Origin of the sequence: Janibacter cremeus, assembly GCF_013409205.1 — a bacterium.
Classification (GTDB): domain Bacteria; phylum Actinomycetota; class Actinomycetes; order Actinomycetales; family Dermatophilaceae; genus Janibacter; species Janibacter cremeus.
Genome location: NZ_JACCAE010000001.1, coordinates 1,256,000 through 1,269,574, shown reverse-complemented (window position 1 = coordinate 1,269,574; position 13,575 = coordinate 1,256,000). Strand labels below are relative to the sequence as shown.

The 13,575-nt window shown below is 68.6% G+C and carries 17 protein-coding genes; 7 read left to right on the top strand and 10 right to left on the bottom strand.

The genetic code is table 11. From position 1 onward, the window contains the following. Nucleotides 1–83 precede the first annotated feature (83 nt). The 5 genes from BJY20_RS05965 to cmtR form a co-directional block, all read right to left on the bottom strand. The gene (locus BJY20_RS05965; protein ID WP_185990683.1) at nt 84–1,061 is read right to left on the bottom strand and encodes an IS481 family transposase; all 978 of its coding nucleotides are present in this window, start codon (nt 1,059–1,061) and stop codon (nt 84–86) included. Between the two features lie 363 nt (nt 1,062–1,424). Then, nucleotides 1,425–2,015 carry a vitamin K epoxide reductase family protein gene (locus BJY20_RS05960; RefSeq protein ID WP_185990682.1) on the bottom strand — a complete coding sequence of 197 codons (591 nt, stop codon included), beginning with the start codon at nt 2,013–2,015 and terminating at the stop codon, nt 1,425–1,427. 10 nt (nt 2,016–2,025) lie between these two features. Next, on the bottom strand, nt 2,026–2,667 hold the full coding sequence (locus BJY20_RS05955; protein WP_185990681.1) for a thioredoxin domain-containing protein: 642 nt from the start codon (nt 2,665–2,667) through the stop codon (nt 2,026–2,028). 81 nt (nt 2,668–2,748) lie between these two features. Beyond that, on the bottom strand, nt 2,749–3,402 hold the full coding sequence (locus tag BJY20_RS05950) for a cation efflux transmembrane domain-containing protein (RefSeq protein WP_185990680.1): 654 nt from the start codon (nt 3,400–3,402) through the stop codon (nt 2,749–2,751). Beyond that, complete coding sequence (cmtR, locus tag BJY20_RS05945) at nt 3,399–3,755, bottom strand: Cd(II)/Pb(II)-sensing metalloregulatory transcriptional regulator CmtR (RefSeq protein WP_185990679.1); 357 nt, start codon at nt 3,753–3,755, stop codon at nt 3,399–3,401. Before cmtR ends, BJY20_RS05950 begins: the two co-directional genes overlap by 4 nt. A 743-nt stretch (nt 3,756–4,498) precedes the next feature. Between cmtR and BJY20_RS05940 the strand changes: the two genes are divergently transcribed. The 3 genes from BJY20_RS05940 to BJY20_RS05930 all read left to right on the top strand — a co-directional run bounded on the left by BJY20_RS05940 (nt 4,499) and on the right by BJY20_RS05930 (nt 6,590). Further along, nucleotides 4,499–5,578, top strand: a complete 1,080-nt coding sequence (locus BJY20_RS05940) for an FUSC family protein (RefSeq protein ID WP_185990678.1) — start codon at nt 4,499–4,501, stop codon at nt 5,576–5,578. Nucleotides 5,579–5,666: 88 nt separating this feature from the next. Then, nucleotides 5,667–6,143 carry a pyridoxamine 5'-phosphate oxidase family protein gene (locus tag BJY20_RS05935; RefSeq protein ID WP_185990677.1) on the top strand — a complete coding sequence of 159 codons (477 nt, stop codon included), beginning with the start codon at nt 5,667–5,669 and terminating at the stop codon, nt 6,141–6,143. A gap of 48 nt (nt 6,144–6,191) precedes the next feature. Next, nucleotides 6,192–6,590 (top strand): hypothetical protein, encoded by a 399-nt coding sequence (locus tag BJY20_RS05930; RefSeq protein WP_185990676.1) that lies wholly within the window; start codon nt 6,192–6,194, stop codon nt 6,588–6,590. Here BJY20_RS05930 and BJY20_RS05925 read toward each other — a convergent pair. From BJY20_RS05925 to BJY20_RS05915, 3 genes are read right to left on the bottom strand one after another with little or no spacing between them, the layout of a single operon-like run. Next, on the bottom strand, nt 6,583–7,557 hold the full coding sequence (locus tag BJY20_RS05925; protein ID WP_185990675.1) for an MsnO8 family LLM class oxidoreductase: 975 nt from the start codon (nt 7,555–7,557) through the stop codon (nt 6,583–6,585). The genes BJY20_RS05930 and BJY20_RS05925 overlap by 8 nt on opposite strands. Beyond that, nucleotides 7,554–8,360, bottom strand: coding sequence for an HAD-IIA family hydrolase (locus tag BJY20_RS05920; protein WP_185990674.1), 807 nt, complete (start codon nt 8,358–8,360; stop codon nt 7,554–7,556). The genes BJY20_RS05925 and BJY20_RS05920 overlap by 4 nt, the downstream gene beginning before the upstream one ends. A gap of 48 nt (nt 8,361–8,408) precedes the next feature. After that, entirely contained in the window at nt 8,409–8,606 is a 198-nt protein-coding gene (locus BJY20_RS05915; RefSeq protein ID WP_185990673.1) for a hypothetical protein, read from the bottom strand. A 27-nt stretch (nt 8,607–8,633) separates the two neighbouring features. Here BJY20_RS05915 and BJY20_RS05910 point away from each other — a divergent pair, with 27 nt between their 5' ends. Further along, complete coding sequence (locus BJY20_RS05910) at nt 8,634–8,795, top strand: hypothetical protein (protein WP_185990672.1); 162 nt, start codon at nt 8,634–8,636, stop codon at nt 8,793–8,795. An 81-nt stretch (nt 8,796–8,876) separates the two neighbouring features. On the opposite strand, the gene BJY20_RS05905 is transcribed toward BJY20_RS05910, so the two are convergent. Next, nucleotides 8,877–10,037: an MFS transporter gene (locus BJY20_RS05905; protein WP_246297117.1), complete on the bottom strand. Its 1,161-nt coding sequence runs from the start codon at nt 10,035–10,037 to the stop codon at nt 8,877–8,879. Nucleotides 10,038–10,284: 247 nt separating this feature from the next. On the opposite strand from BJY20_RS05905, the gene BJY20_RS05900 reads away from it, so the two are divergent. The 3 genes from BJY20_RS05900 to BJY20_RS05890 all read left to right on the top strand — a co-directional run bounded on the left by BJY20_RS05900 (nt 10,285) and on the right by BJY20_RS05890 (nt 12,889). After that, a complete protein-coding gene (locus tag BJY20_RS05900; protein ID WP_343062790.1) occupies nt 10,285–10,527 on the top strand; it encodes a heavy-metal-associated domain-containing protein in 243 nt (80 codons plus the stop codon). 99 nt (nt 10,528–10,626) lie between these two features. Beyond that, entirely contained in the window at nt 10,627–10,863 is a 237-nt protein-coding gene (locus BJY20_RS05895; RefSeq protein WP_185990670.1) for a heavy-metal-associated domain-containing protein, read from the top strand. 34 nt (nt 10,864–10,897) lie between these two features. Then, nucleotides 10,898–12,889, top strand: a complete 1,992-nt coding sequence (locus tag BJY20_RS05890) for a heavy metal translocating P-type ATPase (RefSeq protein WP_185990669.1) — start codon at nt 10,898–10,900, stop codon at nt 12,887–12,889. On the opposite strand, the gene BJY20_RS05885 is transcribed toward BJY20_RS05890, so the two are convergent. Further along, complete coding sequence (locus BJY20_RS05885; protein WP_185990668.1) at nt 12,793–13,506, bottom strand: Crp/Fnr family transcriptional regulator; 714 nt, start codon at nt 13,504–13,506, stop codon at nt 12,793–12,795. The genes BJY20_RS05890 and BJY20_RS05885 overlap by 97 nt on opposite strands. Between the last annotated feature and the right edge of the window lie 69 nt (nt 13,507–13,575).

Below are 13,575 nucleotides of genomic sequence, written 5' to 3'. Positions count from 1 at the left end.
TATTCGCGGACTCCTGACGAAGTCTTGACACTCCCGTTCGCGTTGAGCGTCGCCTCAGGCTCCCTGGGCGGTGCGGTGACTGGCTAGATGTTCTGCCCACTCAGGTTGGGTACGCGGTCCGCGGGTGAGGAGCCCTTGAGTGCGGTGTGGCCGCGGTGATGATTGTAGTGATGGAGGAACTCGGGGAAGGCTGCGACGCGCTCGGCCTCGCTGCCGTAGGCGTGGGCGTAGGCCCACTCCTCGAGCATGGTGCGGTTGAACCGTTCGACCTTGCCGTTGGTCTGCGGCCGGTAGGGGCGGGTGAACTTGTGTTTGACGTCCTCGCCGAGGGCCTCGTTGAAGGCGCGTGAGCGGTAGCAGGACCCGTTGTCGGTCAGCACCCGTGTCACAGTGATCCCGGCCGCGGCGAAGTAGGCGTTCGCGCGGGCCCAGAAGGCCGAGGCGGTCTCCTGGCGCTCATCGGGCAGCAGCTCGCTGTAGGCCAGGCGGGAGTGGTCGTCGACGGCGTTGTGGATGTGCCAGTAGCCCGGGCGGGTGGCCCCGGAGTTGCGCTTGCCTCGCTGACGTCCGTGCACCTTGTGTCCCCCACCGTCGGGGATGCGCCCGAGCTTCTTGATGTCGACGTGGACCAGCTCACCGGGGGCCTCGTGCTCGTAGTGGCGGACCTTGCGCCTTTGCGCCCGTACGGGCGCGCCGGTGGCCGGGTCGGTCCACGACAGGCGCAGGCACTGGTACCGGGTGAGGATCTTGTGCACGGTCGAGGGGGGCATGCCCAGGTGGTAGGCGATCCGGGCCGGTCCCCACCGGCGCTTCACCCGCAGGCCGACCACCCGTCGCTCGCGATGCCGGGACGTGCGGTGCGGACAGGTAGCTGGCCGGCTGGAGCGCTCGACCATGCCGGCACGGCCTTGGGCGCGGTACCGCTCGGCCCACCGTCTGGCCGTGGTCACCGAGACGCTGAACCGCTCGGCCGCGCGTCGCAGCGGCCAGCCGTCCTCGACGACGCACCGGGCCAATCGCAGGCGACCGGTAGGAGACAACGGGGCGTTAGCGTGGGGCATTGAAGACCTCCGGGTTGAGGAGCGGTTCCTTGACAGCTCCACACCTCACCCGGAGGTCTTCCTCATGTCACGTCGACACCCCGGACCGTGTGCCTAACCTCCGTGGTCAGTACAGCTAGACACCGCCACCGTTCACCGTCCAGGGGCTCAGCTCATGGATGACACGAGCAGAGGATGGGGACTTTCACTTGGCCACCAGCGGTGACCTCACCTGGCCATCAGTGGGGACTTTGCCACGGTGCACGAGGATCCTCTGCCGGAGCGTCGGACCTGCCGCTCTGGTTCGCGTCGGCGGTTAAGGGCCCAAGCGGCGGTAGGCAGTACGGGGTCAGACCGACTGTTGCTTGCCTATCGCTACGTTCCTCATGTGAGCGTGATCCAGTAGTCCCAAAACCGTTGTGCGATGAGGGCGATGATCACGAGGTGCCAGGCGGTGAGGACGGCTCCGCGGTACTCGGCGAGGGTGCGGGTCGCGCCACCGGGGCGGAAGCGGTGCAAGGGGTGGACGGTGGTGTACCAGAAGGCTGCGATGGTCACGACCCAGACGGCCATGCAGTAGGGGCACAGCGCGCCGATGACGTAAAGGCTCTGGTAGATCAGCCAGTGGATGAAGACCGCCGCGAGGGTGACCGCGACTTGGGCGGCCGCCATGAGCCACGGCTGGACGGAGCTGCCCGTCGCCAGCACCACGCCGAGCATCGCGAGGGCGGCGAAACCCACGACGCCAATGATCGGGTTGGGGATGCCGAAGGCCTCAGCCTGAGGTGTGGACATCACCGATCCGCACGACAGGATCGGGTTGATGCTGCACGTGGGGACGTGCTCAGGGTTCTTCAGGAGTGCGATCTTCTCGATGAGCAGTGCGAGGGCCGCGATGAGTCCGATCAGCCCGGTGACGAGGTAAAGCCGGCCCAGCCCGCGATGGCTGCTGGGCAGGGTGGTCGCTGCGGTCACGGGTGGCTAGTCAGTCCTGGATGGCGTCATCGAGCGCGGTGTCGAACTCGCCGATGCTGCTCGGCTCGAACTCCTCGCCGTCGAGGAAGAAGGTCGGGGTTCCGGTGACGCCCAGGGCCTCGGCGTCGTCCTGGCTCTGCTCGACGCGCTTCTTGATGGCTGGGTCCTCGACGTCGGCGCGGTACTGCTCCATGTCCAGGCCGAGGTCCTTGGCGTACCCCTCGAAGGTCTTGGCCTGCGAGTCCTGTTGGTGTCCCCACTGGTCCACGGTCGCGAAGAGCTTGTCGTGCATGGCCTCGAACTCGCCCTGCTCGGCCGCGGCCTCGGAGGCCAGGGCGGCATTCATCGAGTTGCCGTGCAGGGGCATGTGGCGCACGACGAAGGTGACTTGGTCGCCGTACTCCTCGCGCAGGTCCTCGATGACCGGGTGGGCGGCCTTGCACGCCTCGCACTCGAAGTCGAGGAACTCGACGAAGACCGCCTCCTTCCCCGAGGACAAGCGAGGACTGTCGTCGCGCACGAGAGGTTCGGACGAGCCGTCGGTGGATGCCGGTGTGTTCTCGTCGTCGGTGCGGGTGAGGACGAACGCTGCGGTCAGCGCGACGGCGACGGCCACGATCATGGCCACGGACAGTTTCAGACTCTTGCTCACGGGGTTCCTTCGAAGGTGCCGGGTGTGCTGGACGCAGGAAGCGGCCTGGGTGTCAGATGGGGCCGACGGTCGGGACAAACGCTACTCGTCGTCCTTGTCGAGCTCGTCCAGCACCTCGAACGGGGACTCGACGTCGCCGCGCCAGGCCTCGATGCCCTCGCGGACCGCGAGACCTGCGACCACGAGCGCCGCGGCGGAGTCGGCCCACGCCCAGCCGAACAGGGAGTTCAGGAGGAGCCCGACGAGCACCGTGCCTGAGAGGTAGATGCACAGCAGCAGTTGCTTTGCGTCGGCCTGGACGCTCTTCGAGCCCAGCTCGCGGCCGGTGCGGAATTCCAGCCACGCCAGCGCCGGCATCACGACCAGGCTGAGGGTGGCGATGCCGATCCCCAGCGGGCTGTGTCCGACCTCCTCGACGCCGGCGAGACTGAGTACTGCATCGAGGACGACGTACCCGGCGAGAGCGAAGAATGCGATCCCGATCGCGCGAACGGTGGCCTTCTCCCAACGCTCCGGGTCCTTCCGGGTGAACTGCCAGGCCACCGCGGCGGCGGAGAGGACCTCGATCACGGAGTCGAGCCCGAACCCGATCAGGGCCGCCGACGAGGCGGCCGAACCCGCCCAGATCGCGACGGCCGCCTCGATGACGTTGTAGGTGATCGTGAACGCGACGATCAGGCGTACTCGGCGGTGCAGCCGTGTGCGGCGATCGACGGACAGGACGGTGGCCGTCATCGGCAGACCTCGTCGCGACACCCCGGCACGGTGCAGCTGACATCCATGCAGGTCGCGCCCTCGTCGACCGCGAGGGTCACCTGGAGGAGTCCAGTCAGGGCCTGCGCCAGGTGGGCGTCGGCGATCTCGTACCGGGCCCGACGACCTTCGACCTCGGCCACGACGATCCCGCAGTCACGCAGGCAGGCCAGATGGTTCGACACGTTCGAACGAGTCAGGTCCAGCTCGCGGGCCAGCACCCCGGGATAGCTCGGTCCGTCGAGCAGGGTGATCAGTATCCGTGATCGCGTCGCATCCGCCATCGCCCGACCGAGTCGGTGCATCACATCAAGTCTGGTCGCAATAGTCAGCATCCGCTGACCATACAGCAGGGGCTGACCAATGGGGGTAGTGGACCGAACTCGCGCACACTCGTCGACAGTCGACGCTTCCTCTCAAGGGATGCCTCAGTGACCACGGGAATCGTGAATCTCGATCCCAGTGTCGACATGGTGAGAACTTTCTCTACTGACTCAAGGCGGCGACTCCGTCGCCGCTGGCCGCCCGCTTCGCGGGCGTCCGCTGCGCATGCGGCCTGGCGGCCGTTCTCGCGGCCGCCCACTCACCAGCGGCCAGACATGCCGAAGGCGCCCGGTCCAGTACCGAGACGCCCTCACCCTCCGATCCGTCGACCCGCCGCTACACGATCCGTCCTCCACGGTCACGGCTCAAGCGGCCGGGAGTCCCTCCACCCGGGACGCGCTCCGCGCCTGTGGTCCACGCCTTCTCGAGTCGATTTGCCGCTTGATCCGAGCCCGCTCCGGCCGGTCCTGCTCCGCTATCGGGTCGGCGGCTCTTCGTGCCCCCCGGATGCCCCCCGAGCGAATTGCGCCCGCGACCGGGCGCAACGGAACGCAAGCAACCGTGACAGGTTCTCGGGGCCGGACAACCCCGGATGCCTTCGCAATGAGAAGGTCAGGGGTTCGAATCCCCTCAGCTCCACCACCGAAGATCCCCGGCACAGCAGCGAAAACGCTGGCTCTGTGGCCGGGGTTTCTTCTGTCCCGGCGTGGGCGCTCCGGTCTCCGCCCAAGGCGGAGTCGTGCACAATCGGTGCATGAATCGAGTGCGTGAGGTCGTGCGACGTCCTGAGTTCACCACCGACCTGCTGCAGATCGTCAAGAGTGTGGTCGCAGCCACCCTGGCGTGGTGGATCTCGATCAAGATCCTCAGTTCCCCGTTGCCCTTCCTGTCGCCGTGGACCGCGCTGTTGACCGTCCACGCCACGGTGCACCGGTCGCTGTCGCGCGGGATGCAGACGACGGTGGCGTCCACGATCGGGGTCGGTCTGTCGTTCGTGATCGGGGCCTACCTCGGCGTGAGCGTGTGGACCTTCGCCCTGGCACTGTTCGTCGGCCTGGCCGGGGCCAGGATCTCGTGGATCCGCGACGAGGGAGTGGCGATCGCGACCACGGCGATCTTCATCCTCGGCAGTGGCTTCGAGCAGCAGCAGCCGTTGCTGCTCGACCGGCTGATCGAGGTGGGTGTGGGTGTCGTGATCGGGGTGGCGGTCAACCTGTTGTTCATCCCACCGCTGCGTGACCAGCAGGCTGCGCGCTATGTCGACAGCATCAACCGCCGCATGGGTGACGTCCTGGTCGACATGGCCGACGAGTTCTGCTCGTCGTGGGAGACCGACCAGGCCGATGCGTGGCGTCGCGAGACCGAGTCGATGAGCGACGAGCTCGCGACCGCTTGGCAGTCGGTGAGATTCGCCCGCGAGAGCAGGCGGGCGAACCCCCGGTACCGACTGGGTCTACGCAGGGGCAGCCGGCAGGCAACGGGTCGCGACGTCAGCTACGAGGAGATCCTGACCCGCGTCGATGAAGGGATCTCGCACCTACGTCACCTCGCCCGGACGTTGCACGAGGCCGCGTACGCCGAAGGTGCCTGGGACGAGCGGTTCAGGGAGCGCTGGACCGACATCGTCGGGGACGCGGGCCGGGCCATCGCTGATCCTGACGCGGACGTCGAGCCGGTCCGCGACCGGTTGACCGCCTTGGCGAGGCAGATGTCGGACGACGCAGACCTGCCGCAGGAGACCTGGCCGCTCTACGGCTCTCTGCTGACGAGCATGCAACACATCGCAGTCATCGTCGACGACGTCGCGTCGGATCGTGAGGCGCGTGAGGGCTGACGCTGTGGTGACACTCGCCGACGTTAGAGCCGCAGCGGACCGGGTAGATGGGTATGACGCAAGTAGTGCGAGCGACGGGAGTAGCACCATGAATGAGGAACAGCAGACGGTTGCCGACATCATCACCTCGACGAAGATCGCCATGATGACCCACCACAGCGCAGACGGGGCGTTGATCGCGCACCCGATGGCCACTCAGGATGTCGATTTCACCGGGACCGTCCTGTTCATCGCCGAGCGTGGCAGCGACAAGGTCAGGGACCTCGTGGCCGACCCGCGCGTGAATCTTGCGTACTCGGGCAAGGGCTCTTGGGTGTCACTCGCAGGCAAGGCCCGCATCGTCGATGACGAGGCACGACTGCGCGAACTGTGGGGCACCTTCACCGGCGCCTGGTTGGAGGGTGGACCGGACAGCCCGAACAACATCCTCATCGAGGTCGAGGCGGAGTCCGCGGAGTACTGGGACGCCCCGGGCAGCAGCAGGACCGTCCAGCTGGCGAACCTCGCCAGGTCGGCCATCAAGGGTGAGCGCATCGAGGGCGACCATGACGTCGTCGACTACTGAGCCGGGCACAGCGACGCACGGCCCACCACTGATGGCCGGTGTGCTCCCGTGACTCGCTTCGCGTTCGCCTTCAGCCGCGCCTACCGCGTCGCCGGCCTGCCCTTCGGCGTCACCCCGAGGACAGCCTGGGCCGCCATCGATGAGGATCAGCTGTTCGTGCACTTCGGTCCGTGGCGGCTGAGGACAGCGCTGGGCAACATCGCCCAGGCAACCACCAGCGGTGGTTTCGCCTTCCTCAAAACGGCCGGCCCAGCCCACCTGTCACTGGCAGATCGCGGCGTCACCTTCGCGACGAATGGCGACCGCGCCGTGTGCCTGCAATTCCACACCCCGGTCACGGCGATCGACCCGATGGGTCTGCTCACGCATCCCAACGCCACCCTCACCCCGTCTGACCGCGAGGCGTTCCTGCTCGCGCTGGGAGGGGACCACCCTCCGGTCAGCTGACCGGAGCCATCGCTGCCAGTGCGGCCTCGCTGCCGCCCTGGGCCTCGCGGTCGTGCGTCGAGATCCAGGCCATGATCTCGTCGGCCCCGGTCCGCCGGGTCAGCGCAGTGAGGTCCTCGAAGACCTTGTCCGATGTCCCGTGGACCGATCGCGCCAGGTGTTCCTCGATCTTGGCCTGCTGCCGGTCCGTGAGCGTCATCGCCGGCTGCGGACGAAGGGGAGGAAATGCGCCGGTCGTGCGGGACTCCACCATGGCCCAGGCCTCCGGCAGCGCGAGCTCCCGCGCCCGTGCCGACGTGTCGGCGATCATCACATCGGCGCTGACGACGACGTACGGCTCCGGGCAGGCCGGACTGGGCACGAATCGGTCCCGGTAGCCCTGCAATGGCGCAAGATCACCCCACAGCACCGGCCCACCCACGACGACGGGCAGCCCGCGCTCCGCAGCGGTCGCCAAGCCAGATCCGGTGGCCAGGACGAAGAGCGAAGGCGACGGCGCCCCCTTCGGCATCGCGGTGACCGGGCCGGTGTCGTCGAGGAAGTCCGCGAGGGCGGTCAGGTCCTCGGCGAACCGCTCCGGCGAGTACTCGTGCACGCCCAGGGCGTCGCGCACGGGAGCGGTGAAACCCAGCGACCGGCCGACCCCGAGGTCGACCCGTCCCGGGTGGAGCGCAGTGAGCAGCCGGGCCTGCTCAGCGACGACGATCGGCCTGTGGTTGGGCAACATCACGCCGCCCGAGCCGACCCGGATGCGCTGCGTGCGAGCAGCGATCGCCGCCATCAGCAGCGGTGGGCTGCCGCTGGCGATCCCCGGTACGGCGTGGTGCTCGGCCACCCAGAACCGGTGGAAGCCCAGCTGCTCCGCCCGCCCCGCACGCTCGACCGTGTCCCGCAGGGCCGTCTCGCTCGGCTCGCCCGCCCGGGTGCGCGAGCGGTCCAGCAGTGATATCGGGACGGGAAGCGTCATCCTCGGGCGAGCTCCTCGACCATCGGTACGACATCGGCGATCGAGTCCACCACCCACGTGGGACGGAAGGGGTGGCGGGTCACCTCATCCCGCTGCGTGACCCCGGACAGGACCAGCGCCGAGCGCATTCCCGCCTCGATGCCCGCGACGATGTCGGTGTCCATGCGGTCACCGACCATCGCCGTGGTCTCGGAGTGCGCCCCGATCGCGTTGAGGGCCGATCGCATCATCAGCGGATTGGGTTTGCCGACGTAGTACGGCTGCACACCCGTGGCGGCCGTGATCAGAGCGGCCACGGACCCGGTTGCCGGCAGTGGGCCGTCCGGCGAGGGACCGGTGGTGTCGGGATTGGTCGCGATGAACCGTGCGCCGCCGAGGACGTGGCGGATCGCCTGCGTGATCGAGGTGAAGGAGTAGGTGCGGGTCTCGCCGAGCACGACGAAGTCGGGATCGCGCTCGCTCAGGACGAACCCGGCCTCGTGCAGCGCGCCGGTGAGGCCGAACTCACCGATGACGAAGGCGGTGCCCCGGCGCCCTTCGCCTGTCGTCTGCTCGGCCAGGAACTGGGCGGTGGCCAGTGCCGAGGTCCAGATCCGCTCCTCGGGCACGTCCAGGCCGGAGGTGAGGAGGCGGGCCCGCAGGTCGCGGCGCGAGTAGATCGAGTTGTTCGTCAGCACGAGATAGGGCAGGCCGAGCCGCTCCAGCTCGGTGAGGAACTGCGACGCCCCCTCGATGGCGTGCTGCTCCTGCACGAGCACACCGTCCATGTCGGTGAGCCAGCTGTCGACGGGATGGTCGGTCATGACCACAGGCTAGAGGTCGGCGTCGACCCCGTGCGAGGTTTCCCGGGATCACGACCGTCGGCGCCGTGGGGTGCCGCGTTCCCACCAGTCGGTCGGTGCGTCGCCGTCACCGATCCAGGAGGCCTTGAACTCGACATCGCCCCCAAGGTTGCAGAACTTCCACAGTTCCTTCGCGGCCCGGCTGTACTGGAAGATCACCTCGTCGACCTCGAACGCGTCGAGCTCGCCCACGCGGAACCGGTCCACCGCATCACCGACATGACGGACCAGCTCGTGACCTCCGTGCCGTTCCCCGTCCCCGTCCCCGTCGCCGTCGATGAGGACGAGGACGAAGGGGGATCCCCGCCACCCGTGCAGCCAGCCAGCAGGGCGACGACGGCCACGGCGGCCGTGGTGCGCTCAAGAGAGGTCATGACTCCACGGTGTCACCGCTGATGGTGCGTGGGAACCTTGGATGGATGCCAACTCGCTGGTGAATCATCCGCGCGTCCACCTCCACCCGGGGCGGGCATCACCTCAGTGTGCGCCGGCCTCCGCCGCGAGCCGTCGCACCGGCCCGAAGGTCAGCGCCAGCGTGAGCGCCGCGGCGATCGCGAGCAACCACAGGCCGATCGCGAAGGAGTCGAAGCGGCCGTAGACGTAGCCCATGATCAGCGGTGGGACGAAGCCGCCGAGCCCACCGGCGGCGCCGACGATGCCCGTGACACCACCCACCCGGGCGGGGTCGGTGACCTGGGCGATGAGTGCGAAGACCGCACCGCTTCCGGCGCCGAGGGCGGCGGCCATCGCGAGGAAGGCCACCGTGCCACCGGCGTGCAGCGGCGGGTTGCCGGCCACCATGGCGGCGCACACGGCGGTGACCGCGAAGACGACGCCGAGCACGGGGATCGAGCCGACCTTGTCGGCCACCGCCCCGCCGATCGGACGGGCGATCACCGCGACGACGACGAATCCGGCCATCCGCATGGACGCGTCCGCCGGGTCGAGGCCGTGCTCGGTGATGAGGTACGCCGGCAGGTAGACCGAGAAGGCCACGTACCCACCGAAGGCGATCGAGTAGAGGATGCCGGCCTGCCACGTCACGGGGAGGGTGATGTTGGCCCGGAGACGCTGCATCATGCTCGTCGTCGGCACGACCCGACCGGGGGCGTCGCGCAGGATCAGCCACGCGGCGACGGTGTAGACCGCCAGGAGCGCGGCAGTGATGAGGAAGGGCAGGGCTGCGTCCTTCTCAAACAGGCGCACCGTGGTCAGGGCGCTGATCGCGGTACCGCCCATACCGGCGCCGAAGATACCGATGGCCAGACCGCGCTGGGCCGGCGGGAACCACGAGTTGACGAAGGGGACGCCGACGGCGAAGACGGTGCCGGCGATCCCCAGGAAGAAGCCGGCCACCAGCAGCAGGGCGTAGGAGTTCAGCGCGAAGAAGCCGATGAACAGCACGGGGAGGATCGTCAGGCCCGAGATCACCGGGAACATCACACGACCGCCGAAGCGGTCGGTCATGGAACCAGCGATGATCCGGCCGAGCGAACCGACGACGACCGGCACTGCGACGAGCAGCGAGACGTCGAACTCGGTCAGCTCGCCGAGCTGACCGGAGCCGCGAAAGAGGGGCCCGAGCGGGCTGATCAGGGCCCACGCCCAGAAGTTCACGGCGAAGCCGATGGTGGCCATTGCCAGCATCAACCATGGGACGCCGGAACGTGTTGCTTCGTGGTCGTGGTCAACCATCGCCTACCCCAAGGTGTCGTTGGTTCCGGGCCTGTCTGCCAGGAGCCGTTGAGGACATCTTGGTCCACCACGAGCGCGAACTCGAAACCGACGCGGCGAGGACTTGATCCGGGTCAAGGAGGAGTCCTTCGGTTCTGCCTAGCGTCATGGCTGACGGCCCCGCCCGCAGGTCCGGAGGAAAGGAATCGCTGTGATCGCCACATCCGCCAGCCCGAGGACGCTGACCGTCCTGCACGTCCGAGGTCTGTCGAGCCCCTCGAGCGTGGAGCAGATCCAGCAGGAGCTGGGCCGGGTCCCCGGCGTCGCATCGGCGCGGGTGAAGCTCGCCTCCGCACGCGTCGAGGTCATGCACAGCCCGGCCGTGGCCAGCACCCAGGACCTGGTCGCCGCCGTCGCCGCGGCCGGGTACACCGCCCGCCCGTCGCCCTTCTGAGCCTGCTTGACCCGAGTCAAGGACGGTTTCGTCTCCCATCCGTAACTTCGAGAGTGACAAGCCCACCGGGGCTGGTCCCACAGGAAAGGAAGCATCACGATGACTGCCACGACCAACACCACGACCACCACCCTTCGCGCGGAGGGCTTCTCGTGCCCCTCGTGCGTGGCCAAGATCGAGAAGCAGGTCGGCCGCCTCGCGGGAGTCGAGTCCGTGAAGGTGCACTTCGCCACCGCCCGTGTCGTGGTCGTCCACGACCCTGCCGTCGCGTCCACCGACGACCTCGTCGCAGCGGTCGCCAAGGCGGGTTACACCGCCCGCCCGTCCGCCTTCTGATAAGTATCCCGACTCACGGAGAGAAAGACAGACGATGAACCCCCTCACCTGGCTGCAAGGACGCTGGAGCGTCCCTGCGGTCTCGGCAGTGCTGATCGCGGCGTCCTATGCCATGGCGCAGACCGCAAACCCGCAGCTGTGGGCCGACGCCCTGATGATCGCTGCCGCGGTCGTCGCCGGCGTCCCGGTCCTGGTCAAGGCCTGGCGCGCACTCACGGCCAAGATCGTCGGGATCGACCTGCTCGTGTCGGTCGCCGCCATCGGTGCGGTCCTCGTGGGCAACTACTGGGAGGCCGCCGCGGTGACCTTCCTCTTCGCCATCGGGCACTCGCTCGAGTCGGCGACGCTGAACCGCACCCGAGCGGCCCTGGCCGAGCTGATCGCCGTGGCCCCCGACGTGGCCGTCGTCATGCGTGACGGGCAGCAGGTCGAGGTCCCTGCCAGCGAGGTGGCGCAGGGGGAGAGCGTCCTGGTCAAGAACGGCGCCAGGGTGCCCGTGGACGGCGTGGTCTCCGGGGGCACGGGCGCTCTCGACGAGGCCTCGATTACCGGTGAGTCGATGCCGGTGGAGAAGATGAGCGGGGATCAGGTCTTCGCCGGCACGATCTCCACGGGCGGCTTCCTGCAGGTGACGGCGACCGGTGTCGGTGCCGACACCACACTCGCCCGGATCATCCACCGCGTCGAGGAGGCCCAGGAGGCCAAGGCCAGGACGCAGGACTTCATGGATCGCTTCTCCGCCTGGTACACGCCGGCCATCATCGTGCTGGCGGTTGTCGTCGGACTGATCACGGCGGACATCGTGTTGGCCCTGACCCTGCTGGTCATCGCCTGCCCCGGTGCGCTGGTCATCTCCATACCCGTCTCGATCGTGGCCGGTATCGGTCGCGGCGCGAAGGACGGTGTCCTCATCAAGGGTGGCGAGTTCCTCGAGACGTCAGCGAAGATCGACGTCGTCGCGGTCGACAAGACGGGCACGCTCACCGAGGGGCGCCCACGCCTGACGGACGTCGTCGCGCTCCACCCCGACATCGACGAGTCCGAGGTGCTGCGGATGGCCGCCCGCGCCGAGGCCGGGTCCGAGCACCCCCTGGCCCGCCCCATCCTCGAGGCGGCAGCCGAGGCGGGCCTGCCCGTCCTTGGCCTCCCTTCGCACACCGAGCCGGTACCCGGCAAGGGGATTGTCGCCTCGCTGGACGGCCACCGCATCGCCGTCGGCAACCTGCCTCTCATCGAGGCCGAGAACCACGACGGCCACGACATGGACGAGGCGCACGAGGTGGTCGCCCAGCTCGCCTCGGCCGGTCGCACACCGATGCTCGTCTCCTGCGACGGGCGGGTGATCGGTGTCGTCGCCGTCGCGGACCGGGTCCGTGACGACGCTCCCGAGATGGTCGCCCGCCTGCACGCCGCCGGAGTGCAGAAGGTCGTGATGATGACCGGTGACATCGAGCCCGTGGGGCGTGCGGTCGCTGCCCGGGTCGGCATCGACGAGGTCCTGGCGGGGCTGCTGCCCGAGGAGAAGCTGCGGGCCGTGGAGGACCTGCAGCGACAGGGACACGTCGTCGCCATGGTCGGTGACGGTGTGAACGACGCGCCGGCCCTGGCCACCGCTGACATCGGTGTCGCCATGGGCGCCGCCGGCACCGGCGTCGCGATCGAGACGGCCGACATCGCCCTGATGAAGGACGACCTGCTCAAGCTGCCCGAAGCGGTGTCGCTGGCGCGGCGCACGGTCAACAACATGCGCCAGAACATCGTGGTCGCCCTGGGCACGGTCGCCGTCCTGGTCGCCGGGGTCCTCTTCGGCGGCGTGACGATGGCCGTCGGGATGCTCGTCCACGAGGTCTCGGTCCTCGTGGTGATCGGCAACGCGATGCGCCTGCTGCGCCGACGGGCCGACGGCCGTCGCGTCGGACAGCAGGCAGCTCAGCTGCCGGAAGCGAGTTCCATCAGGGCATCGGTGTCCCGGATGAGCAGCCCACGGGGCCCGCGGGGGGTTACGACCCCGGACTCCTTGAGGTGACGCAGCTGTCGGCTGAGGGACTCGGGAGTGGTGTCGAGCAGCGAGGCGATGTCCTTCTTCGCCAGCGGCAGGGCCACCTCGAGTCCCTCGCCTGTCGCGGTCCCGCGCAGGGAGAGCAGGTAGTCCGCCAGCCGGGAGGTGACGTCGCCGGAGATGAGTGAGACCAGCCGCGACTCCGTGTCCTGCAGCCGGCCGCTGACGTCCTGCAGCATCCGCAGACCGATGGAGGGGTGGGACCGCACCAGCTGAGCCAGGTCGGCGTGCTGGAAGGTGCACAGACTGCTCGGCTCGGCCGCGATCGCGTAGTGGTTCGGCGCACGACCGCTGAGGAAGGCCGACTCGCCCACGAAGTCACCCGGGCCGAGCACCCGGATGAGGTGCTCGTGGCCGCTGGGCTCGGGGCGGGCGACCTTCACCGCGCCGGTGTGCACCACGAGCAGTTGCGAGGTGCCTGCCCCGGCCGCGTAGACCTGCTCCCCCTTCGTCAGCTGTCGGGGCCGGGCCAGCTGGGCCACGTCGAGCAGCTCCTGGTGGCTCAGCCCCTGGAAGAGCGGCACTCGCGCCACGCACAGGTCGTGGGGCGAGTCCTGGATGACGGGCAGCTGGGTATGGGACATGTCCACCTCCACGTCGATCATAGGCAGCGGAAGGGGAGGGGCCGGGCCCGTGCAGCCATGCGGGTGGGT

What these genes read in the sequence shown, in the direction of transcription:
- BJY20_RS05965 (WP_185990683.1), bottom strand. Translation starts at nt 1,061, where the DNA reads ATGCCCCACGCTAACGCCCCGTTGTCTCCTACCGGTCGCCTGCGATTG.
- BJY20_RS05950 (WP_185990680.1), bottom strand. Translation starts at nt 3,402, where the DNA reads ATGACGGCCACCGTCCTGTCCGTCGATCGCCGCACACGGCTGCACCGC.
- cmtR (WP_185990679.1), bottom strand. Translation starts at nt 3,755, where the DNA reads ATGCTGACTATTGCGACCAGACTTGATGTGATGCACCGACTCGGTCGG.
- BJY20_RS05940 (WP_185990678.1), top strand. Translation starts at nt 4,499, where the DNA reads ATGAATCGAGTGCGTGAGGTCGTGCGACGTCCTGAGTTCACCACCGAC.
- BJY20_RS05935 (WP_185990677.1), top strand. Translation starts at nt 5,667, where the DNA reads ATGAATGAGGAACAGCAGACGGTTGCCGACATCATCACCTCGACGAAG.
- BJY20_RS05925 (WP_185990675.1), bottom strand. Translation starts at nt 7,557, where the DNA reads ATGACGCTTCCCGTCCCGATATCACTGCTGGACCGCTCGCGCACCCGG.
- BJY20_RS05920 (WP_185990674.1), bottom strand. Translation starts at nt 8,360, where the DNA reads ATGACCGACCATCCCGTCGACAGCTGGCTCACCGACATGGACGGTGTG.
- BJY20_RS05905 (WP_246297117.1), bottom strand. Translation starts at nt 10,037, where the DNA reads ATGGCCACCATCGGCTTCGCCGTGAACTTCTGGGCGTGGGCCCTGATC.
- BJY20_RS05895 (WP_185990670.1), top strand. Translation starts at nt 10,627, where the DNA reads ATGACTGCCACGACCAACACCACGACCACCACCCTTCGCGCGGAGGGC.
- BJY20_RS05890 (WP_185990669.1), top strand. Translation starts at nt 10,898, where the DNA reads ATGAACCCCCTCACCTGGCTGCAAGGACGCTGGAGCGTCCCTGCGGTC.
- BJY20_RS05885 (WP_185990668.1), bottom strand. Translation starts at nt 13,506, where the DNA reads ATGTCCCATACCCAGCTGCCCGTCATCCAGGACTCGCCCCACGACCTG.